A 20,321-nucleotide genomic window follows, 5' to 3' on the forward strand; every position below is an offset into this window, starting at 1 on the left:
TAAAAAGAAAGGGAACAGGATGGTGACACATGGTTCAACTCTCTTTAAAGCGTAAGATGAAGGTATTACTTGTCATTGATCGATTGCAAGACGACGATTTCGGCGTACCTCTGGGCGGACATCTTGGATTAAAGCTTTCACATCTGCTATTAAAGGAGTCGATTCCACTCGGACGTCTCATCCAGGATCAAACTGTCGCTGAGGCGATTGGACACTCTTATTTAAAACGAATCGGTGTCGAAACGATGTTCACAGGCGAGGAACCGTATTATCCGGACCTCCTTCGAGGGAGCCGTCAAGCGTTATCGACAGATGAGGATTATTATAAAACGGTGCAGCGCTACGCCAAACATCTATTAGCGGTTCATTCGAAATGTACGAAGCTACATACCATTGTCTTGTTCGGGCGCTCGACACAGCGTCTATTCTCAGACGCACTCAACCGTCTTGAAGAAGAGAATGAACATGTCGCTTCTACCTTTCAACATATGACCATATTAAAAATGCCCGCCGTATCGAGAATGGTACGAGATGAAAGGATGACTCACATCCAGCAAGTCGTAGTGGAACTTGCACCTTCGAATTCTTAATAAAAGAAGGTGAACTGATGCGGAAATCGCGTTCTGTTGAAGAAATCATAAATGAACTAAAAGAAGACCCTGGTTTTTCAAGTCACGTCCGCCATTGGCACACGGTCGATGCAAGACCGGCCCAATATGCTCCGATCCCTGATCAAGTGCCTGAACAGTTGGTGACAGTCCTTAACAATCGTGGAATCGAGCAATTGTATACGCATCAAGCTGAAGCAGTAAAGCAAACGGCAGCCGGACACTCGACAGTCATCGTAACACCGACTGCGTCCGGTAAGACACTTTGTTATAACTTACCTGTCTTGTCGAGAATGATTGAGAAACCGACTGCTCGTGCGCTCTATCTGTATCCGACAAAAGCCCTCGCACAAGACCAAAACAGTGACTTGATGGAAATGGTCGAAGCCCTTGAAGGGAATCTGCGATGTTTTACGTATGATGGTGATACGTCACCCGCTGCACGAACGAAAGTCCGTGATGCGGGAAATATCGTCATCACGAATCCGGATATGCTTCATTCAGGCATCTTACCGCACCATACGAAATGGATTCGACTATTCGAAAATTTAGAATATATCGTCGTCGATGAGTTGCACACGTATCGTGGCGTGTTTGGAAGTCATGTGGCGAACGTATTTCGACGGTTAAAACGAATTTGTGCCTATTATGGCAGTCATCCGAAATGGATTATGACATCCGCAACCATCGCGAATCCGCGTGAACTCGCCGAGTTGTTGACCGAAGAGGAAGTCGTATTAATCGACCGAAACGGGGCACCACAAGGAAAGAAACATCTCGTCTTCTACAATCCGCCTGTCGTCAATGAAGCGCTCGGAATCCGCCGGAGTGCAACGCTCGAGACGAAACGGATTGCTTCAAGACTCGTGGAGGCGAACATTCAAACGATTGTGTTCGCGAGGTCACGTGTACGAGTCGAAGTATTGTTGACGTATTTACAAGAACTGACGCGGCGTGAGCTAGGTCCAAAATCGATTGTTGGCTATCGAGGAGGTTATCTTCCTTCTGAACGACGTGAGATTGAACGCCGATTACGTAATGGAGAAATCAAAGCGGTCGTGTCGACAAACGCGCTAGAACTTGGTGTGGATATCGGGCAACTGCAGGCCTGTGTACTCAACGGCTATCCTGGAACGGTCGCATCACTATGGCAACAGGCGGGTCGGGCCGGACGACGTCACTCGGAGTCACTCGTCGTGTTTGTGGCCTCGTCCTCTTCACTCGATCAGCTTGTCGTCGAACAACCGGATTTGATTTTAGACCGTTCGCCGGAAGCGGCACGTCTCGATCCGAACAACCTGATTATTTTAGTCGACCACATGAAATGCGCCGCTTTCGAATTGCCATTTCAAAAAGGAGAGCGATTCGGAACGGTCGATACGGAGGATATTCTAGAATTCCTCACAGATGCCCAAGTACTACACGAACGAGCGAATAAATATTATTGGATGACAGACTCATTCCCGGCGCACGATATTTCCCTCCGGACGAGCGATCAAGAAAATGTCGTCATCGTCGATCAGACAGCGAAACATCAAGTCATCGGTGAAATGGACACGTTCAGTGCCATGACGTTGCTACATGACGAAGCGATTTACTTGCACGGAGCCGAACAATATCAGGTTGAAAAACTCGATTTTGAAGAAAAGAAAGCGTTCGTTCGTCGAGTCGATGTCGATTACTATACGGATGCGAATTTGGCCGTCGAATTAAAAGTGCTAGAAGAGAATAAGACTGATGGTGCGAAGACGTTTGGTGAAGTCTCGGTCATCGCGATGGCCACGCTCTTTAAAAAAATCAAATTCGGGACGCATGAGAATATTGGATCAGGACCGATTCATCTTCCGGAGCGAGAATTGCATACGACGGCAACATGGTTCACGTTGGATGAACGATTTGCTTACTCTGAAGCAGACCTAGAGGATCAGTTGGAAGCGGTCAGTGATTTGATGAGAAGGTTGGCGCCGCTTTATCTCATGTGTGATACGCTCGATTTGTTTACAACGATTCAAATGAAGTCGACCCATACGAACAAGCCGACCGTTTATTTATACGACCGTTATCCAGGTGGCATCGGTCTCAGTGAGGCACTTTATAAAGATGCGGACGTTGTGCTTGAGGCAGCGGAGATGACGGTGACGGATTGTCCGTGTGAGAGCGGTTGCCCACGTTGTGTCGGAATGATTGGATATGGAGACTTTAAACAGCAAGTCATTCGTCAATTGCAAGCCTTGAAAGGAACGATATGAAAGCAAAACTATCTAGATTAATTAAAACGAACGAGACAGCCCCAAAAACTAACGTAGCAACTCCTGATGAAGTGGAGCAACAAAAGTGGATGGCGCATGGAGGCGAGATTTTAACGTTCGAAGGGGAATGGTGCGTCCGAATTCGAAAGACATATCCGCTCGACGAAGTGTATCACGATTTCATGTTCGGTGAAGCGAGACAGATGATGGGACAAACGGATCATCCATTTTTCGCCGTCGATTTAGAACCTCACCAAGTCCTGTTCATGGACACGGAAACGACCGGTTTACGCGGTTCGGGAACGTCTATCTTTTTAATTGGGTTCGCTAGAATTCAAGCGGAACAACTTGAAATGATTCAGTACGTGTTACCTCATCCGGCGTTTGAGACGGCTTTTTACTATCATTTCTTACAAGATATCGGGGATGAGGTACGATTTGTCACATATAACGGGAAGTCATTTGACTGGCCCCAAATCAAGACGAGACATACGTTCGTCAAATCCCGGGTGAAACAGTTACCTTCTGTCGGACATGTAGATTTACTGCACGCAGCGAGACGATTGTTAAAACCGAGACTTGAATCGGTGTCTTTAAAAGCGGTCGAGTCGTATTTTGGGCATGGTCGTACAGATGACCTTCCTGGTTTTTTGGCACCGATGCACTATTTCCAATACGTTAAAGAACGGAATCCGGAAATTTTGTTGCCGGTCCTTGAGCACCATCATGCGGATTGTCTAAGCCTTGTTTCCTTGTATACGCGCCTCTGTCAACTCGTCGCGACCCCGGTCACGGATTTTGGAGAAGAACGGGCACATTGGCTCCATGATCTTGGTGAACAGGAGCAAGCGCTGAAAGAATTTGAGCAACTACCAAGTCCGTCGAAACGTGCCGTCATGCGGCAAGCGATGTTATTAAAACGAACGGGTCGAATCGATCAAGCGCTACCACTTTTTGAGTCGCTTCACTCGATAGATGGGTATGTCGAACTCGCTAAATACGCCGAGCACAAAAAGAAAGATGTAGATCTTGCGATGGAATACACAGAGCGAGCGTTAGAGATTCTTGATCAAAAGCGGACAGTGTTACGTCAAACGATGCAACGCGAGAAGGATGCGTTAGAACATCGACGGGCTCGTCTAGAAAGGAAGCGACGATGAAAGTAGTAGCGATCACAGGATATCGTCCACACGAACTCGGAATCTTCAAAGCAGATCATCCTGGAATCGAAATTATTCAGGAAGCTTACCGGAAAAAGATTCTCGAACTGATTGAATTAGGTGCAGAATGGTTTATTCTAAGTGGAACGAATGGTTGTGAATTGTGGGCAGGACAAGTATTGTTAGAGGTAAGAGAAACATATCCGATTAAAATTGCGGTATTTCCACCGTTCTTGAATATGGATGAACGCTATAAACCGTTTGAACAAGAAATATTTGTCCAACTGCAGCTAGAAGCAGACTTTTTTGAACCGCTGACACAGCGTCCATATGAAGATCCGAGTCAACTTCGTGCGAAAACGGCATTCTTTTTAGATAAAGCAGAAGGATTGATTACCTTATATGACGAAGAAACGGAAGGAAGTCCCCGTTTTCTGGTCAATGGGGCCCGGCGAAAGCCGAATATGGAGGTCTTTCTCATTACACAAGAAGATTTACGTGTCATCGAGGAAGAAAAACAATGGGAACAACAATGGGAGTGATACGATGCAAACCGAATTAACAGCAGAAACCATCTATAAACAAGAATTTAAAACTGCACTACGAGGTTACTCACAAGAAGAAGTCGATCAATTTCTCGATGTGGTCATTCGTGATTATGAAAAGATGGCGAAAGAAATTGAGCGTCTTCAAAAAGAGAATGACTCGTTGCGCCGCGAGTCAACGCCAGTGGCAGAACCTACTAAACCGGCACAACCGGTTGCCTCGAACTATGATATGTTGCGCCGTATTTCAAATCTCGAAAAAGCAGTCTTTGGAAAGCAAGTAGGACCAAGCGAATAAAGAATAGGGGGTGGAGTCGATGTTGCAAGTGTTAACGGCTACGGAAAAGCAACCGGTCAAACAACAGACCAAAAAACTGTTTCGTATAAAAGAAGAAGTGATGAAAGCACCAACATGCTATACCGATCGTCTTGTCGAAAACATTAGACACACATGTCGATTTGACTGGATGATGATTGAACAAGTCGAATTTGGCGAGGATCTCGTTCATTACGTACTTGTCGGACCGAAAGGTGTATTCTTGATTCAATTAAATCGAACTTCAGCCCCTGTCCATTTGACGAATCGTGAGTGTCGGACGGAGACATCGATGGGATGGAAACATATCTATCCTCATCCTGTCACGGAGTTAGAGCGAATGACAAAACAAGTTCGGGCACGATTGAAAAAAGAATGTGGGCAAGCCATCCCTGTCTACTCTCTCTTGATTTTTCCGGAAACGGAACAGTTGAAGCTCAAGCGAGTCAAGGCCAATTGTGGAGATTCTTTCGAATTTGTCAATCAGGTCATCAGTAAAACGAATCTTGAGACGTTGACAGAGCCACTTGTTAAACAAATTGCTTACTATTGCTCGGAAAGACAAATACATAAATAGAAAGAAGGCCGAAAATACGTTCGGCCTTCTTTCTATTTTAAGAGTTCTTTCGCTTTTGCCGCATCCTCACGATGAACGAACAGTGCAACACGATCATCTAAGTTCTTTGCGAGTGGTTTTAATAATTTGCCGGTCGGGAGTCCTTGTTCCACACGACAATTGATTCCATGCTCTGTCAGGTAATGATAATCACCTAACAGTTCTTCACCCTGTTTTCCGAATGCTTCACCGAAACGAACCCATTTTAAGTTGCGAATCGTTCGAATCGTAACTAGGATGATGAACAGAACGGCGAGTATGATGATGTATACTGTTTCCAATGCCTTCAACCCCTTCTTTACACAAGTTTAATGGTGTCACGAGTTGAAAGCAATATGAAGCGAACGTTATACTAAAATGGAAAAGAGGGGATCACATGAAAAAACCAGTGCAATCGAGAAGAGAGGCTATTTCGCTTCTAGAAAACCAACAAGTACTCTACATTCGCATTCACAATGGACAAACAGGGATGATCAAGTCGACCGATGAAGGGATTATTGTTGCCATTCCGAATGAAGAGACTGAAAAAATCGATTTTCGAAAGTTAGAAGATATCGAGGCATTTGAAGCGTTCTATGACTTAACTCTTTCAAAACCAGGTATTTTATATGTAAATGTTGAAGAAGGTCAATAACATGGAGAGCTTCACCGAGAACGGTGGAGCTCTCCATTTCAAAATCATGAAGACGATGGGAACCATGCGGCCAGCTTGTCTTTCAGTGGTTTAAGACGGACATGATGTTGTTTATGCAATAAATAGCCATCTGGTCGAATGACGAGGATACCTCGCTTCATGAACAACGATTTGGCAAGTTCGTTACCTTGGTCAAAAAAAGGTCGACTCGTTTTTGACAACGTGATCGTTTGTATGAACGCCTGATGTTCGTTTAAGTAGGCATAGATGGAGGTTAAATCTCGTTTCCCATCATCGAGCAATAGCACTTGAAACCGTCCGTCTGCAATTTCAGATATTTTTGTCCGAAACCCGTCATCCGTTCGTAAAATCTCGGTTTCTGGGAAAATCTTGCCTTCGGCGACACGACGAAACGGCATACGTAATCCTTTTGGATAAGATAAGTGAAGTTGTGAAATCCGTTCAGTGATTTTTTGATTCACGAGATTCACGCGTGTGAAGACATCGGCGCCGATTGCTTGGAACGGTAATAACATGGGAAGTGTTGTCTGTAGCATTTCGGTCGCAATATTTGTTGTTTGTAAGACATTGCGAGCTACGTGCTGGCGCTCATCCCGATACGTGGAAACAACATGGTGGGGAGCACCGGTTTTTAAATGGAGCCAAAGCTTCCAGCCTAGGTTGAAGGCATCGGCAATCCCGGTGTTCATCCCCTGTCCACCGACGGGAGAATTGATATGGGCCGCATCCCCCATTAATATGATTCGATTGTGAATGAACGAATCGACCATGCGGTTATGGACACGGAACAAGGAGAACCATTCGACCTCCTTGATCTCAACTGGCATGTGACTGCGCTGTTCTACTAATTCTTGCAAATCAGACTCCTCAAACGATTCATCTGTTCTTAAGTTCCCTGTGATTCGAATGGTTTCGTCCGTAAGCGGGAATACTTCTAGAACGCCTCGGTCTGAAAAGAATATATGAACCTCTTCACGGGAAATTGGCCAATTCGCCTTTAAATCCGCGAGCACCCATGCTTCTTTGAAAGACTTTCCGCTGAACGGGAGAGCGAGCATCCGACGGATTGAACTATTCGCACCATCTGCGGCAACGACGTATTTCGCTTCGACCGAACGGTTGGCACCATCTGCTCCGGTCAAATGAGCGATCGACCGAGATGGATATTGGGTGATGGATGAAAGTGTTTCTCCTCGCTTTACAGCATGCCCATGCTTTTGTAAAGCGCGTTCTAAAATGTCTTCTGTTTCATTTTGACGAAGTAACGTCACGAATGGATAAGGAGTGACGAGTTTTGAAAACTCGAGTTTGGCTGTCCATTGACCAGAAAAATATAGATTACCCCGTTCAATCGTTCGAGCGCGTTCGAGCACTTCTTTAGCAACATCTAAACGAGAGAATACCTCGATTGTACGCGGTTGAATCCCGATAGCCCGGGAATTGTCCGACGGGGTCGTCTTACGGTCGATGATTTGAAATGAAACGCCATATCTGGCTAAAGTGAGTCCGAGCGTCAGGCCGGTTGGTCCGGCGCCGACGATTAATACATCTACTTGTTCGTCCACGGTGATCAACTCCTATCATTAATATTGATATTTCCGACATTGGCACCGCTTAAACGAAAAGTAGGGTATAGAACCGTATAAGATATTCGATGATGGAAGGTGAGTGAAGGTTGTGGAGCCATGGATTACAGAAGATCAAATCCGAAACAGTTTTTCAATGGAAGAAGATTATGAACAAACGGCAGCGGTGCTCATTCCGCTCATTGAAATAGACGGTGAATGGCATGTCATCTTTGAAGTGCGTGCCCATACGATGCGACAGCAACCAGGAGAGATTTCATTTCCGGGGGGAAGACTTGAAAAAGGGGAGACACCGATTGAAGCCGCTGTCCGAGAAACGTGCGAGGAACTAGAAATCACTTCAGAACAGATTGAAGTCATCGGAAAATTGCGACCACTAGCCACACCCCATCGTCAATTGATTTATCCGTTTGTCGGAATGCTGTCGGAGTATCCGAATGTACAAAAGACGGATGAAGTCGATCATATATTTAAAGTGCCTCTATCTACATTACTCATGATTGATCCATTTCACGGAGAGATGGAGTGGACGATGAATCCAGATCAAAATATTCCGCTCGATCGATTAGCGAATGCTAAAGCATATAAAAAACGGGTAATTAAAATGAAAGAGCCTTTTTATGAACATGAAGACTACATCATTTGGGGGTTAACTGGAAAATTTTTAACGCAATTTATTCAACGGGTAAAAGAAAACGTATTCAAACGGATATAATTTCGTTATAATGATAGAAACAAATTTAGATTGGAAGTGAATGGGTGTGTCTGAAGAATTCCTCGTAGGTGATATCGTGAAGTCGACTCGTGAAGGATGGGTCGCAGAAGTGACCGCCGTACTGACCAATACTGTGATTGGAGACGTATCCATCATGGAAGAATTCCAAGAACTCGGTCTCGAGTTTGAAAAACAAGTTCTACTGAAATCAGAATTAGAGTTGATTGAACGCGCCAGCTAACCTTTTTCTGAAAGGGATGATTGAGGTGTCCATTGACAAAAAAGTACGTGAATGGCAAGAGGCGGGTTTGTTAGACGAAGCGACAGGGATGAGACTAGTCGACTACGAACATAAAAAACGGGCGACTAGTGATCGACAAGACCACAAGCCGCCCGTTTTAGTTATTGTGGGATCAATTTTATTGGCGCTTAGCCTGTTCAGTTTCGTCGCAGCCAATTGGCAAGTGATACCTGATCTATTAAAAATCGGACTTTTTTTAGCATGTATGATTGGATTTTATGTCTTTGCCGAACGAGTCCGACTAAAAACGCCTCGCTATGTGACGTTGTTACGCGTATTAGGGTTCGTCTTCTTTATTGCGACAATGGCCGTTATCTTTACGACGTATAATCTGTCAGGACAGTTGACGATCCTCTTTTGGATTCTCTTCACGATGGCAGTACTACACCGAATAATGTATGAGCACATGATCTTTTCGATTATTTCTGCCATCACAGCGTTTATGGCAATCACAAATAGTTTTGAAGGAATCGGACTGACGTTGATTGTTCTTGGTCTCGCCGTGACGTGGGTGTGGTTCCATTTTGTCGATGAATCGCTAGATCGAATATTCGCTTGGTTCACTTTTTATGGGTTACTCAATATCATTGGGCAGTATGTCGACTATGAAGGAAGACTATGGCCACTTTGGTCGTTAGTGATCCTACATGCCTTATTACTCTTTTACCGGAAGCGGGATACATGGCAGGCGACATATCTCTTTGTAGCCGCCGTCCTTTCAATCGGTTATTTAGTGAATGTCACTGAACGATGGCTATCACAAAGACCACCATCGATTGTAGAGGCTACCGTTCTATCCATTGCACTCGTGGCCGTATATTTGATTCACCGCAGAAGCGACCTTCTCTGGGTGAGTCTTCTCGCTGTCATACCGTTCGCATTATTTGAGGACACAGGGGTATTGTTGGCAGTGCTGATTGAAGTCGTGTCACTCGCATACCTCGTTCGTCAAGACGTGACGAGACAACGAACCATCTATGCATTTATTTATTTCCTAATCGTGCAAATGACCATCTACTTCATTTACGTTTGGGATCGTCTTGATATTTCACTCTTCTTCCTGATTGGTGCATTGATTGTCTTTGCGTTATCACTCGGTCTATGGTGGCGTAATCGCACAAGAGGGGATGTGACGACATGAACCACGTTTCAAAATGGATCATTCCTGCTGTTCAAGTGATCATTGCTTTTCTATTCGTTTTCCTCGTATATGCCATCTCATGGGCAGGTGAGACATATACGTTTAAAGGGACCTCATACGAGCCTTATGACCCGTATTTCGGTGATTCCATCTATCTCGAATATGATGCGTTTGATGGACGGCGAGAGGTCGATACAGGAACCGTATACGTTACCTTTAAAGATGGTGAAGATGGTTTTGCCGAAATCGATCGGATTGAATCTAAACCATTCTTTGGAGGGGTTCGGGCAAACTATTATGATCGACTTCTTTATATAGAAGAAATGCGGTCCTATCGTGTCTCTGAAGAGGAGGTCGATCAGGTGAAAGGGAAGAAATCGTTCATCGTTCAAGTCGATGTCGCCCCTTGGGGGATGCTTCGAATGCATGATTTGGTACCAAACAAATAAAAAATCATCATGACAGGAAGATTACAGGTTTGTTACACAACTTATTGTAACGAATCTGTAATTTTTTTGTGAACACTAGGTATAGCAACGTTTTTTTCAATTGTTACAAACTGTAACCACTTTTTTCGTCATATGTCAGGAATGTTTCACTTCGATAAAATGGCTACTCCAATATGTTGCATCGTGGTAAATTAACATCTGTTCGTTACATAACGAGAAAGGTGATGACCTTACTACGATGAAATTGATTAAATATATGGTATTATCCGTGGTTGCGATGACAGGTATGTTCGTATTCATGGATCGGGCAGATGCTGCTCAGATCGGAATTGGGACAGAACAAAAAATCGTACAAAATCCACTTGAGTTGGAACGCCAAGCGATGGAAGTTGAACGAAAGAAAGAAGTCGCTCGTCAAAAGAAAATTGCCGAAGAAAAACGTCTAGCTGAAGAAAAACGCTTAGAAGCGGAACGTCTAGCTGAAGAAAAGGCGAAAGAAGCTGCCGAACAGGCAAGACTTGCTAAAGTTGAAGCAGAGCGTAAGGCGGAAGAAGAGCGTCAGGAAGCAAAACGAGCAGCGGCAGAACAAGCAACAGCTTCTTCGAGTAATACGGTCGAGACAACACCGGTGTCTACCTCAACAAACAGGAAAGTCATTACGGTCGAATCGACAGCATATTCAAATGATATAGCTGACAATAAGGCCTATGGTGGGCGTGTCTTGACTGCTACTGGTCATGATGTGACTGATTCCATTTACTACAATGGGATGCGAATCATTGCGGTTGACCCTTCTGTCATTCCACTAGGATCGAAAGTCCATATCGAAGGACTTGGCGATGCGATCGCCCTTGATACAGGCGGCCGAATCAAAGGTCATATCGTTGATTTACTCGTCGATTCAAAAGAAGATGCCATCCAATGGGGGCGTAGACATATTCAAGTGACGCTGTATGAATAATGGGGTTCTCCGAATGGGGAACCTTTTTTTGTTTAACAAAGCAGAGAAAAGGGCAAATTATTATTTGAATTTCCATTTTGGAAATAGTCGAGGAGGGATTAAGTTGATTGAGTTTCGGGATGTATCAAAACGTTACGAGGACGGGACGTTAGCCGTCAAAGAATTAAGCTTAACAGTAGAAAAGGGAGAAATCTTTGTATTAATCGGGCCATCTGGTTGCGGGAAGACCACAACTATGAAAATGGTGAATCGTTTAATCGATCATACGGATGGCAAGATTCTAATCGATGGCAAAGAAATCTACCAGTTCAATATTTTTGAATTACGTCGTAACATCGGATACGTCTTACAACAGATTGCATTATTCCCGCATTTGACGGTTGAAGAAAACATTTCTATCGTACCCGAGCTACTGAAATGGAAAAAAGATCGAACAAAAGACCGAGTGACGGAATTGATGAAAATTGCTGGTCTTGATCCGAAATTGCGCTCAAAGAAACCTTCGGAACTTTCTGGAGGTCAACAGCAACGCGTGGGTGTATTGCGCGCCTTGGCCGCAGACCCCGATGTCATTCTTATGGATGAACCGTTCTCTGCACTTGACCCAATCAGTCGTGGTCAATTACAAGATGACATTAAACGACTAAATGACGAACTCGGAAAAACGATTTTGTTTGTCACACATGATATGCAAGAAGCGATGAAGCTAGGAGATCGCATCGCATTGATGCGAGACGGCGAACTCATGTTAGTCGGTACACCAGAGGAAATATTAGCGAGTGAAGATCCATTCGTCTTAGAATTTACACAACGTGGAAGAGGTGAGCTGGATGCTTGAGACGTTCCAAAATAGACAAGGACAGCTTGTCGAGGCACTGATTGAGCACTTACAGCTCTCTGTCGTATCGCTTTTGATTGCCGTCTTAATTGCCGTGCCATTGGGAATCTGGTTGACGCGCCGTAGGAAAATCGCCGAAACCGCCATTGGCGTTACTGCGATTATTCAAACGATTCCTTCTCTTGCCTTACTCGGATTAATGATTCCACTCGTTGGAATCGGGGCATTACCTGCTATCATTGCGCTCGTCTTATATGCGCTCCTCCCGATTTTACGAAACACGTTCACCGGGTTGAACGAAGTGGATAAATCGCTACTAGAAGCTGCTCGAGCTTGTGGGATGAAACCGAATCAAAGTTTAATGAAAGTCGAGCTACCACTCGCGCTCCCTGTCATCATGGCCGGTATCCGTACGGCGATGGTTCTGATTGTCGGTACGGCAACGCTCGCGGCTCTCGTCGGAGCAGGTGGGCTTGGTACGTTAATCTTACTTGGGATCAACCGTAACGATAATTACTTAATTTTACTTGGCGCCATCCCGGCTGCCATTTTAGCACTACTATTTGATTTCTTGTTACGTCAGATGGAAGGTGCGACTGCCACGCGCAACAAGACGAAGTTGATTGCCGTGTCTACCGTTCTCGCTCTCATTATTGTGACACCCCTCGCGTTCGGACGCTCACAAGAGACTGATTTAGTCGTGGCCGGTAAACTCGGTCCAGAACCAGAAATTCTGATGAATATGTATAAATTATTAATCGAGGATCAGACTGATTTGACAGTATCCGTCAAACCGAACTTTGGGGAGACGACATTTGTATGGGGAGCCCTTCAATCGGGTGACGTCGATATTTACCCTGAGTTTACGGGAACGGCCCTTGCGAGTCTCGTCAAAGAGACACCGAATTCTAACGATGCCCGTGAAGTATATGAACAAGCGAGGGACGCCCTTGCGGAAGACGGATACGTGATGCTCGAACCGATGCAATTTAACAATACGTACGCACTCGCCATTCCTCGTGAGTATGCGGAGGCGGAAGATGTCACAGCCATTTCAGATTTACGAAATGTCGAATCCGATATAAAAGCCGGCTTTACACTTGAATTTACGGACCGTGAAGATGGATATCCGGGACTCCAAAATGAGTATGGGTTTGACTTCCCATCTGTTGTCTCGATGGAGCAAAAATTACGTTATCGTGCCATCTCACGAGGCGATGTGAATTTAGTGGACGCTTACGCGACAGACCCTGATATTGCTGAGAACGACCTTGTCGTTTTAGAAGACGATCGCCAATTCTTCCCGCCATATCAAGGAGCCCCACTCTTGAAAGAAGAGACGCTCGAAGAATATCCAGAAATTGAGGATGCGCTCAATCAACTTGCTGGAAAGATTACAGATGAACAGATGTCTGAATTAAACCGACGTGTCGCATACGGCAATGAACGTGCTTATGATGTAGCAAAAGACTTCTTAGAACAGGAAGGGTTACTATGAGAGCTTTGATTATTTCGAATCCGAAGTCTGGAACGAGTGAGACGATGCTCGGCGAAGTCATCGGAACGATTGAATCGCTCTATGAAGAAATCATCATTAAGAAAACACAAGAGATTGGGGACGCTCTCCGATTTGCGGAAGCAAGCGAATCGTTCGACCATCTGATTGTCATTGGGGGAGACGGGACGTTAAATGAAATCGTGAATGGATTGATGACTTTAGAGCGGGAAAAACGTCCGACCGTTGGAATCATTCCTGCAGGGACGTGCAATGATTTCGCTCGGGCTCTTGAGCTTCCTATACAACCGACGCAAGCCGCGAGCATCATCAAATCAAATCACGAGCAGCATGTGGATGTCATTCAAGTCGATGAGATGTACGCACTTAACTTTGTCGGCGTCGGCTTGATTGCCGATACATCACGCCAAATCGATCCGGATGAAAAAGAATCACTAGGCTCCATCGGATATTTTTTAGCGACCATCCGCCAATTCCGTGAAGCAGACCCGTTTGCGATTCGATTACGTCAAGGTGAGAAAATTCTGTATGAAGGAGATGTGAGTTTTCTATATGTAGGAAACGGAAGTTATCTCGGTACGGTTCCAACTAAACTCGAGACGCAATCTTTTTCAGACGGACTGTTAGAAGTCGTTCATAGTTCTGCAATCGGGTTTCCGATGATTCGACAATTATTAGCCCAACAATTTGGTCTCGATCAAAAATCGACGGAATGGAATCACTTTCAGGCAACACATCTCGAAGTAGAATTAAGTACGTCTCAAATCATCGATGTCGATGGTGAACACTTTGAAACCGATCGGTTGGCAATTCGGATTCTAGAGAGAGCCCTAACGTTTTTAACACCATAAAGCATCAACAGAGAAAAGTATTCAGACTTTTCTCTGTTTTTTTGTTGTTCTCACCCTAGAACCATGTTAGTATTTCACTATTATTATGAAAATGAAATGAAAATCAGGAAGTAGGGGTAATCATGGCGCAAAATTCATTCGCCTCAAAAATTGGATTCATTCTAGCTGCCGCAGGGTCGGCAATCGGTTTAGGTGCGATATGGAAGTTTCCATATGTAACCGGAACTAGCGGAGGCGGTGCCTTTTTACTCATGTTTTTGGCGTTCACCTTATTACTCGGTCTGCCATTATTGATTGGTGAATTCATCGTTGGACGTTCGACTCAAAAGACGGCACTTCTTGCCTTCAAAAAATTGGGGCACGGTCGTTGGACCATTATTGGTTACTTAGGCGTCATCGCATGTTTCTTGTTACTTTCCTTCTATAGTGTCATTGGAGGATGGGTCCTCATTTATATCGGACTCGGTTTAAGTGGAACTTTAAGCGGACGTACCGCTGACGAATTTGGAGACGTATTCGGGAACGTTGTCTCTACACCTGGAATTGCTGTACTCGGACAATTTCTATTCCTTTTGATTACACTTTTGATTGTCTTACGTGGCGTTGAAGCGGGAATTGAGCGTATGAGCAAAATCTTGATGCCGCTCTTATTCATCAGTTTCATCGTTCTCGTCGTTCGTTCGTTGACTCTTGACGGTGCGATGGAAGGTGTTCGCTTCTTCTTACAACCTGACTTCTCTGCCTTGACTGGAGAATCCGTGCTGTTCGCCCTTGGGCAGGCATTCTTCTCCTTATCGTTAGGGGTAGCGGCCATGCTGACGTATGCGTCCTATATTAAAACGAAAGGGACGTTGAATCGATCTGCCAACATGATTGTCTTGTTGAACATTGCGGTTTCGCTATTGGCTGGACTAGCCATCTTCCCAGCAGTATTTGCATCTGGACTTGATCCGGCAGAGGGACCGGCGTTACTCTTCGTCGTATTACCGGCAGTTTTCAACCAAGTACCACTCGGTGGGTTCTTCATGGTGTTATTCTTCTTATTGTTCGCTTTCGCATCCATCACATCATCGATTGCCATGTTAGAGGTGGTCGTCGCTGGTGTAACGGACCGTCTGAACGAAAAGAAATCGACTTGGACGAAAAAGCAAGTTACGGTATCGGCTGCCATCCTTGTATTTGTGGTAGGCGTTCCATCTGCATTATCGTTCGGATTATTAAGTGATTTGCATATCTGGAATGGACGAACGTTCTTCGATACTATGGATTACCTTGTTAGCTATATTTTGATGCCAACAGGTGCGCTTTTGACATCGATCTTTGTAGGTTACGTCGTCGATCAACGTATTTTAAAGGATGAGATTCAAACCTCAGAACCAGGTAAGAAACTTTATCCGATCTGGCATGCGCTCATTCGTTACGTGATTCCGGTGACAGTCGCAATTGTCATGGTATCAACGTGGATGACAACTTAATCGACAAACCGTAGACGCTTAAAGGTCTACGGTTTTTTTCATAGCGCAACGGGAATGAAGTCGATATAGGCGGTGTTTCTACGCCTAGCGACGGAGATAAAACAAATTTTATTATGGTAGAATGATAGGGATGACGAAACTTTTTTTGACAGGTTTCGTAATGTACAATAGAAGTAACATGAGATGAGGTGAAAAGAATGAAAACATGGATGAAATGGGCCCTGACTGGGGCAGTCATATACTTTGCCATTAACGTATTCGATTTCTCCTGGTTATTCATTATAGTAGGGGCGCTCGTTTTGAACGAAGTTTGGTCAACGAACAAACGCAGAAATCGACAACGAACACCGACTCCCGTAGCGAAACGTGCCAAAAAGAAACTATTGCTGGATGAGGAAGAATCCTTTACCGGTTCTAGAATTTTGAAACCGATTGAAGAACCGATGCCGACACGTCAATTTGAGGCAACAGATGATTTGGAACTTCAATTCTTGCAACGGACAATCGAACAAGGATATGAGAAATTACAACAAATCGATCGCGTGCTTCCTGAAATTAAGGATGTAGAAGTAAGACGTGAGATGAAGGCTGTCTCAAAAGAGGCGCACGAATTATTCGAAGAGCTTTTTGAGAATCCGCAAGATGCCAAGCATGTTCGAGACCTGTTCACATTCTATTTAGATTCCCTCGTCTCGGTCGTCTTGAAATTTAAAGAACTTGAAGGAAAACGAGTCGTCATTCAAGAAGAGACTCGAGAACAATTAATCACAAATATGCGACTAATTGTCGATAAATTTAAAGAGCAACGCGGACGTCTTCTCGAAGATGATGCCGTAGACTTTGAACGTGAACTGATCATGATGGAGCGCGTCTTGTCTGATCAGCCGGAAGGGAGAAAGAAACATGACTTCATCGAATGAAACGAACTGGCAGTCATGGCCGGAAGAAGAACTAACTTCTGATACGAAAACTAAAACTGAGACGGAGGGGTTCAGTGACCCATCTGTTGAATGGTCATCCGTTTCCCAGACACATGAAGTACCAGCCATCCAAGCGAAACCGGACGTGCCTCAAGAACATCGTGAGCGTATTACACGATTGGCTGAATCCATTGATATTAAGAAGACAGATTCTGTCATGTTATTCGGTTCGAACGTCCAACGTGAACTTTCACAATTCTCTGATCAAATTTTGACAGAAGTGCGGATGAAAGATGGAGGAGAAGCCGGGAAACTGTTGTCTGACTTGATGCAAAACGTCCGCAAGATGGATCCAGATATGCTTCAACCGGAGAAGAAAAGTTTCATGGATAACATCCCACTGATCGGTCGTGCGAAGAAGAAAGCAGAAAACTATAAACTTCAATTCGAAAAAATGAATGTCTATTTGGAAGAAGTCATTCATAATCTTGACCGTGCGAAGTTTGGTCTCATGAAAGACATCACGATGCTCGATCAAATGTATGACAAGAACAAGCGGTATTTCGAAGAGTTAAACGTTTATATCGCTGCGGGTGAGACAAAGCTTGACCACGTACGCGAGCATGAGATTGCCCCGTTACGTCAAGAAGTGGAAATTTCTAAAGATCAAACAAAGCTTCAACAATTGAACGATATGATTCAACTGGCAGATCGTTTTGAGAAGAAGTTGCACGATTTAAAATTGAGTCGTACAATCAGCCTCCAGATGGCACCGCAAATTCGGGTCATCCAACAGAATAACCAAATCCTTGCTGAAAAGATCGAGTCGGCGGTCGTCAACACGATTCCGCTATGGAAGAACCAAGTCGTTCTCGCGCTCAGTTTGACGCGTCAGAAAACGGCACTTCGTATGCAACAGGATGTGACGAAGACGACAAACCAGCTGCTTGAGCAGAACTCGAAAATGCTTAAAGACTCATCGATTGAAATCGCACAAGAAAATGAAAAAGGGATCGTCTCTGTTGAATCACTGAAAGTCGCTCACGAGAATTTACTTTCTACATTAGATGAGACATTACGGATCCAACAAGAAGGAAAGCAAAAGCGTCGTGACGCTGAACGTGAACTCGATCGCATGGAGCACGAATTGAAAGAGAAGGTCATCGAGATTGCCTCGAAAAATAAAGAACTACCAAAGGACACTGGATATTAAAGGGGGAAGTCTGAGCAATCAGACTTTCCTTTTCTACGAGGAGGGACTTGCGTGGAGAAACAACGACTATGGGATGAGACGTGGTTACTATTCGCTGATATGATGGCCGAGCGGCACTCGAAGTGTGCCTCGAAGAGCGTGGCCTGTGTGATTGTAAAAGACGAAAAACCGATTTCAATCGGCTTGAATGGTACCCCATCGGGTCATACGAATTGTAATGAAATCTATATCAAGCAAGAAGATGGGTTTTACAAGCATGCCGACTATGTTGCATCGACGGACCTCGATATGGTCAATGAACCGGCACGACTCATCCGGAATGATGTGACATATATCAAGTGTACGGACCCTTATGATCATCATCACTGGTCGAAACAACATGAAATTCATGCGGAAATCAATGCGATCGGAAAGTTAGCTGCCGATTCGACGAATGCATTTGGTGCGACGGCGTATGTGACACATTCGCCATGTCATGCCTGTTCGCTTGCCTTGATTGCGGCACGTGTCGCACGAGTCGTTTATGCCGTTGGTTATGAACATGGGGATGGGTTGGAATTGATGCGCGAGAGCGGGATTGAAGTGTTACATATGCCACTTGAGAAAATGTACAAAAATTCATTGTAAACGTTTTCATTAGATGATATATTATTAATGTACTGCCAATGGTGTTTTACTCTTCCATTATTTGCCCCTCCTCGGAGGGGCCTTTTTTTTGTTCAAATTGAAGTGAGACAAACTTTACACATAATGTTCAATATTTCACAATATACTCTTTAAAATCTCTTATATAATAAAAGTAGATTCAAGAGAGGGGAATTTACTCATGGAAAAACTCGTTCGCTTTACAGATGGTGCATATGATGTAGAGGCGTTGATCACACTCGAAGAAGTGTGGGAAGATAAATTTGCGATTGGCATGCATCAGGAGCTGGCAGTCAAATCGTTGACGATAAACGGAAATGAAGTGTCAGAGATTAAACATGTCCGTGCGCTCCTTCGTTATTATCCGACACTCGGAGTATCCGGAATCTTATTGGCTTTAGACAAAGCAGCCGCTGAAATTGTCGCGTTGTCAAAAGATCAAGATCCAGCGCTCCAATACGTTGAGCTCGTGGCTATTCAAATGGACGAGGCAGCAACAAACGACTTGAAAACGTTATACGCAGCGATGTGAATTCAATTGGGTGAATCAATTCACCCAATTTTTTGTTGCATCTATTATTTAGTATGGTATGATATTTACAGATGAAGAAATGGAACGCCATATCGTTGTCAACCATAAGCATGGGGATCTAGATAGCTAGATCGCTGTCAAAAAGCCACGTTCATAGGAACGTGGCTTTTTTTTGTGCAATCATATCGAATCCTGCCGCCACGTCTTGAGCGAGATGGGCATCCGAACCTAACGTGAAAGGGATGTGTAAGTCGTTTGCAACTTTTGCAAGTCCTGCTACGTATGGTTCACCACAATCTGGTTTTCTAAGTCCGGCGGTATTGAAATCAAGTCCGAACCCCCGGTCAGCAATCATCTGTAGTAAACGTCTTTCTTCCTCTTTTACTTCTGAACGACTCCACTCATAGTTTTTTTGATACTTGATCGGTAAGTCGACGTGTCCAATCCGAGCGACTTTAATTGTTTCCCATGGAAATTTGAGGCTATGTTCAATCGACTCATAATATGCTTTCATCACTTTCTCGAATGAACCGAGCGCTCGAACCAGTTCATCAAACGTCTCAGCAGAATAATCGACCGGCATATATACACCATCTATTAATAAGAAGTGTTGTGACAAGATGACCTCATCGAGTAATGGGGCATACGGTTTCAAGAGAGCAATCGTCTCTTCTTCAAAATGCGGCAACAAGTCGACTTCTAATCCGATTTTAATTTCGATCACCTCTTCATACTGCCTTTTCATCTGACGTAACGTATCGAGATAATCAGGGAGTAAGTCGACCGACATCGCCGAGTCTTGATTCGGCACCGGATCGATAAACGATTGTGGGAACGGTGCGTGTTCCGTGAACGTCATCGTTTGCAGGTCTTTTTCGATTCCGACTTGAATATAATGTTCAATCGGGTCTTTTGTACCGTGTGGACAAAATGGCGTATGCACATGGCCATCATGGGTAAAGTTAAACATCCGTTACACGTCCTTTTCAGTTCAATTGGTTGACAGCTGTTTCTCTGTTTGATAAATTT

Annotated in this window: 22 protein-coding genes and 1 pseudogene; 20 read left to right on the plus strand and 3 right to left on the minus strand. The window is 44.4% G+C overall.

All coding sequences use genetic code 11. The features are described from left to right. The first annotated feature begins 29 nt into the window (after nucleotides 1-29). From KNO94_RS01475 to KNO94_RS01500, 6 genes are read left to right on the plus strand one after another with little or no spacing between them, the layout of a single operon-like run. Complete coding sequence (locus tag KNO94_RS01475) at nucleotides 30-590, plus strand: hypothetical protein (protein ID WP_214740318.1); 561 nt, start codon at nucleotides 30-32, stop codon at nucleotides 588-590. A gap of 17 nt (nucleotides 591-607) precedes the next feature. Next, nucleotides 608-2,857, plus strand: coding sequence for a DEAD/DEAH box helicase (locus KNO94_RS01480; protein WP_214776968.1), 2,250 nt, complete (start codon nucleotides 608-610; stop codon nucleotides 2,855-2,857). After that, nucleotides 2,854-4,017, plus strand: coding sequence for a ribonuclease H-like domain-containing protein (locus KNO94_RS01485; RefSeq protein WP_214776971.1), 1,164 nt, complete (start codon nucleotides 2,854-2,856; stop codon nucleotides 4,015-4,017). The genes KNO94_RS01480 and KNO94_RS01485 overlap by 4 nt, the downstream gene beginning before the upstream one ends. Further along, nucleotides 4,014-4,559 (plus strand): SLOG family protein, encoded by a 546-nt coding sequence (locus KNO94_RS01490; RefSeq protein ID WP_214740324.1) that lies wholly within the window; start codon nucleotides 4,014-4,016, stop codon nucleotides 4,557-4,559. Before KNO94_RS01485 ends, KNO94_RS01490 begins: the two co-directional genes overlap by 4 nt. Before the next feature lie 4 nt (nucleotides 4,560-4,563). After that, nucleotides 4,564-4,860, plus strand: a complete 297-nt coding sequence (gpsB, locus tag KNO94_RS01495; RefSeq protein WP_214776973.1) for a cell division regulator GpsB — start codon at nucleotides 4,564-4,566, stop codon at nucleotides 4,858-4,860. Between the two features lie 19 nt (nucleotides 4,861-4,879). Next, nucleotides 4,880-5,455 (plus strand): nuclease-related domain-containing protein, encoded by a 576-nt coding sequence (locus KNO94_RS01500; protein WP_214776974.1) that lies wholly within the window; start codon nucleotides 4,880-4,882, stop codon nucleotides 5,453-5,455. A 32-nt stretch (nucleotides 5,456-5,487) separates the two neighbouring features. Here KNO94_RS01500 and KNO94_RS01505 read toward each other — a convergent pair whose 3' ends face one another. Further along, nucleotides 5,488-5,775, minus strand: a complete 288-nt coding sequence (locus KNO94_RS01505) for a hypothetical protein (protein ID WP_214776976.1) — start codon at nucleotides 5,773-5,775, stop codon at nucleotides 5,488-5,490. Between the two features lie 95 nt (nucleotides 5,776-5,870). Between KNO94_RS01505 and KNO94_RS01510 the strand changes: the two genes are divergently transcribed. Continuing rightward, nucleotides 5,871-6,128 carry a hypothetical protein gene (locus KNO94_RS01510; RefSeq protein WP_214740330.1) on the plus strand — a complete coding sequence of 86 codons (258 nt, stop codon included), beginning with the start codon at nucleotides 5,871-5,873 and terminating at the stop codon, nucleotides 6,126-6,128. Nucleotides 6,129-6,172: 44 nt separating this feature from the next. On the opposite strand, the gene KNO94_RS01515 is transcribed toward KNO94_RS01510, so the two are convergent. Next, complete coding sequence (locus KNO94_RS01515) at nucleotides 6,173-7,714, minus strand: FAD-dependent monooxygenase (protein WP_214776978.1); 1,542 nt, start codon at nucleotides 7,712-7,714, stop codon at nucleotides 6,173-6,175. 112 nt (nucleotides 7,715-7,826) lie between these two features. Here KNO94_RS01515 and KNO94_RS01520 point away from each other — a divergent pair, with 112 nt between their 5' ends. The 13 genes and pseudogenes from KNO94_RS01520 to KNO94_RS01580 all read left to right on the plus strand — a co-directional run bounded on the left by KNO94_RS01520 (nucleotide 7,827) and on the right by KNO94_RS01580 (nucleotide 19,292). Beyond that, entirely contained in the window at nucleotides 7,827-8,450 is a 624-nt protein-coding gene (locus KNO94_RS01520; RefSeq protein ID WP_251127416.1) for an NUDIX hydrolase, read from the plus strand. A 40-nt stretch (nucleotides 8,451-8,490) separates the two neighbouring features. Further along, nucleotides 8,491-8,691 carry a DUF2187 family protein gene (locus tag KNO94_RS01525; RefSeq protein ID WP_214740336.1) on the plus strand — a complete coding sequence of 67 codons (201 nt, stop codon included), beginning with the start codon at nucleotides 8,491-8,493 and terminating at the stop codon, nucleotides 8,689-8,691. A 16-nt stretch (nucleotides 8,692-8,707) separates the two neighbouring features. Beyond that, nucleotides 8,708-9,892: a DUF2157 domain-containing protein gene (locus KNO94_RS01530; RefSeq protein WP_214776982.1), complete on the plus strand. Its 1,185-nt coding sequence runs from the start codon at nucleotides 8,708-8,710 to the stop codon at nucleotides 9,890-9,892. Continuing rightward, a complete protein-coding gene (locus KNO94_RS01535) occupies nucleotides 9,889-10,341 on the plus strand; it encodes a GDYXXLXY domain-containing protein (protein WP_214776984.1) in 453 nt (150 codons plus the stop codon). The genes KNO94_RS01530 and KNO94_RS01535 overlap by 4 nt, the downstream gene beginning before the upstream one ends. Nucleotides 10,342-10,579: 238 nt before the next feature. Next, nucleotides 10,580-11,302, plus strand: coding sequence for a 3D domain-containing protein (locus KNO94_RS01540; RefSeq protein ID WP_251125756.1), 723 nt, complete (start codon nucleotides 10,580-10,582; stop codon nucleotides 11,300-11,302). A 103-nt stretch (nucleotides 11,303-11,405) separates the two neighbouring features. Continuing rightward, nucleotides 11,406-12,122, plus strand: a pseudogene (locus tag KNO94_RS01545) (ABC transporter ATP-binding protein); the annotation flags it as partial. A 10-nt stretch (nucleotides 12,123-12,132) separates the two neighbouring features. Next, nucleotides 12,133-13,638, plus strand: coding sequence for an ABC transporter permease/substrate-binding protein (locus KNO94_RS01550; protein WP_214777610.1), 1,506 nt, complete (start codon nucleotides 12,133-12,135; stop codon nucleotides 13,636-13,638). Beyond that, nucleotides 13,635-14,507, plus strand: a complete 873-nt coding sequence (locus tag KNO94_RS01555) for a diacylglycerol/lipid kinase family protein (protein ID WP_214776988.1) — start codon at nucleotides 13,635-13,637, stop codon at nucleotides 14,505-14,507. The genes KNO94_RS01550 and KNO94_RS01555 overlap by 4 nt, the downstream gene beginning before the upstream one ends. Before the next feature lie 122 nt (nucleotides 14,508-14,629). Further along, entirely contained in the window at nucleotides 14,630-15,982 is a 1,353-nt protein-coding gene (locus KNO94_RS01560) for a sodium-dependent transporter (protein WP_214740346.1), read from the plus strand. A 197-nt stretch (nucleotides 15,983-16,179) separates the two neighbouring features. Then, nucleotides 16,180-16,902 (plus strand): 5-bromo-4-chloroindolyl phosphate hydrolysis family protein, encoded by a 723-nt coding sequence (locus tag KNO94_RS01565; RefSeq protein WP_214740348.1) that lies wholly within the window; start codon nucleotides 16,180-16,182, stop codon nucleotides 16,900-16,902. Continuing rightward, complete coding sequence (locus KNO94_RS01570) at nucleotides 16,886-18,115, plus strand: toxic anion resistance protein (protein ID WP_214776990.1); 1,230 nt, start codon at nucleotides 16,886-16,888, stop codon at nucleotides 18,113-18,115. Before KNO94_RS01565 ends, KNO94_RS01570 begins: the two co-directional genes overlap by 17 nt. Nucleotides 18,116-18,166: 51 nt before the next feature. Then, on the plus strand, nucleotides 18,167-18,742 hold the full coding sequence (locus tag KNO94_RS01575; RefSeq protein ID WP_214776992.1) for a deoxycytidylate deaminase: 576 nt from the start codon (nucleotides 18,167-18,169) through the stop codon (nucleotides 18,740-18,742). A 199-nt stretch (nucleotides 18,743-18,941) separates the two neighbouring features. Then, nucleotides 18,942-19,292, plus strand: a complete 351-nt coding sequence (locus KNO94_RS01580) for a hypothetical protein (RefSeq protein ID WP_214740354.1) — start codon at nucleotides 18,942-18,944, stop codon at nucleotides 19,290-19,292. A gap of 151 nt (nucleotides 19,293-19,443) precedes the next feature. Here the strand turns inward: KNO94_RS01580 and hisJ are convergent, their stop codons facing one another. Continuing rightward, nucleotides 19,444-20,262 (minus strand): histidinol-phosphatase HisJ, encoded by an 819-nt coding sequence (hisJ, locus tag KNO94_RS01585; RefSeq protein WP_214776994.1) that lies wholly within the window; start codon nucleotides 20,260-20,262, stop codon nucleotides 19,444-19,446. Nucleotides 20,263-20,321: the final 59 nt, after the last annotated feature.

Origin of the sequence: Exiguobacterium sp. s22, assembly GCF_018617455.1 — a bacterium.
GTDB lineage: Bacteria > Bacillota > Bacilli > Exiguobacteriales > Exiguobacteriaceae > Exiguobacterium.

Excerpts from the sequence above, each read along its gene's own strand:
- KNO94_RS01475 (WP_214740318.1), top strand. The coding sequence starts at position 30 with ATGGTTCAACTCTCTTTAAAGCGTAAGATGAAGGTATTACTTGTCATT.
- KNO94_RS01480 (WP_214776968.1), top strand. The coding sequence starts at position 608 with ATGCGGAAATCGCGTTCTGTTGAAGAAATCATAAATGAACTAAAAGAA.
- KNO94_RS01485 (WP_214776971.1), top strand. The coding sequence starts at position 2,854 with ATGAAAGCAAAACTATCTAGATTAATTAAAACGAACGAGACAGCCCCA.
- KNO94_RS01490 (WP_214740324.1), top strand. The coding sequence starts at position 4,014 with ATGAAAGTAGTAGCGATCACAGGATATCGTCCACACGAACTCGGAATC.
- gpsB (WP_214776973.1), top strand. The coding sequence starts at position 4,564 with ATGCAAACCGAATTAACAGCAGAAACCATCTATAAACAAGAATTTAAA.
- KNO94_RS01500 (WP_214776974.1), top strand. The coding sequence starts at position 4,880 with ATGTTGCAAGTGTTAACGGCTACGGAAAAGCAACCGGTCAAACAACAG.
- KNO94_RS01510 (WP_214740330.1), top strand. The coding sequence starts at position 5,871 with ATGAAAAAACCAGTGCAATCGAGAAGAGAGGCTATTTCGCTTCTAGAA.
- KNO94_RS01525 (WP_214740336.1), top strand. The coding sequence starts at position 8,491 with ATGGGTGTGTCTGAAGAATTCCTCGTAGGTGATATCGTGAAGTCGACT.
- KNO94_RS01530 (WP_214776982.1), top strand. The coding sequence starts at position 8,708 with ATGATTGAGGTGTCCATTGACAAAAAAGTACGTGAATGGCAAGAGGCG.
- KNO94_RS01535 (WP_214776984.1), top strand. The coding sequence starts at position 9,889 with ATGAACCACGTTTCAAAATGGATCATTCCTGCTGTTCAAGTGATCATT.
- KNO94_RS01540 (WP_251125756.1), top strand. The coding sequence starts at position 10,580 with ATGAAATTGATTAAATATATGGTATTATCCGTGGTTGCGATGACAGGT.
- KNO94_RS01550 (WP_214777610.1), top strand. The coding sequence starts at position 12,133 with ATGCTTGAGACGTTCCAAAATAGACAAGGACAGCTTGTCGAGGCACTG.
- KNO94_RS01555 (WP_214776988.1), top strand. The coding sequence starts at position 13,635 with ATGAGAGCTTTGATTATTTCGAATCCGAAGTCTGGAACGAGTGAGACG.
- KNO94_RS01560 (WP_214740346.1), top strand. The coding sequence starts at position 14,630 with ATGGCGCAAAATTCATTCGCCTCAAAAATTGGATTCATTCTAGCTGCC.
- KNO94_RS01565 (WP_214740348.1), top strand. The coding sequence starts at position 16,180 with ATGAAAACATGGATGAAATGGGCCCTGACTGGGGCAGTCATATACTTT.
- KNO94_RS01570 (WP_214776990.1), top strand. The coding sequence starts at position 16,886 with ATGACTTCATCGAATGAAACGAACTGGCAGTCATGGCCGGAAGAAGAA.
- KNO94_RS01580 (WP_214740354.1), top strand. The coding sequence starts at position 18,942 with ATGGAAAAACTCGTTCGCTTTACAGATGGTGCATATGATGTAGAGGCG.
- hisJ (WP_214776994.1), bottom strand. The coding sequence starts at position 20,262 with ATGTTTAACTTTACCCATGATGGCCATGTGCATACGCCATTTTGTCCA.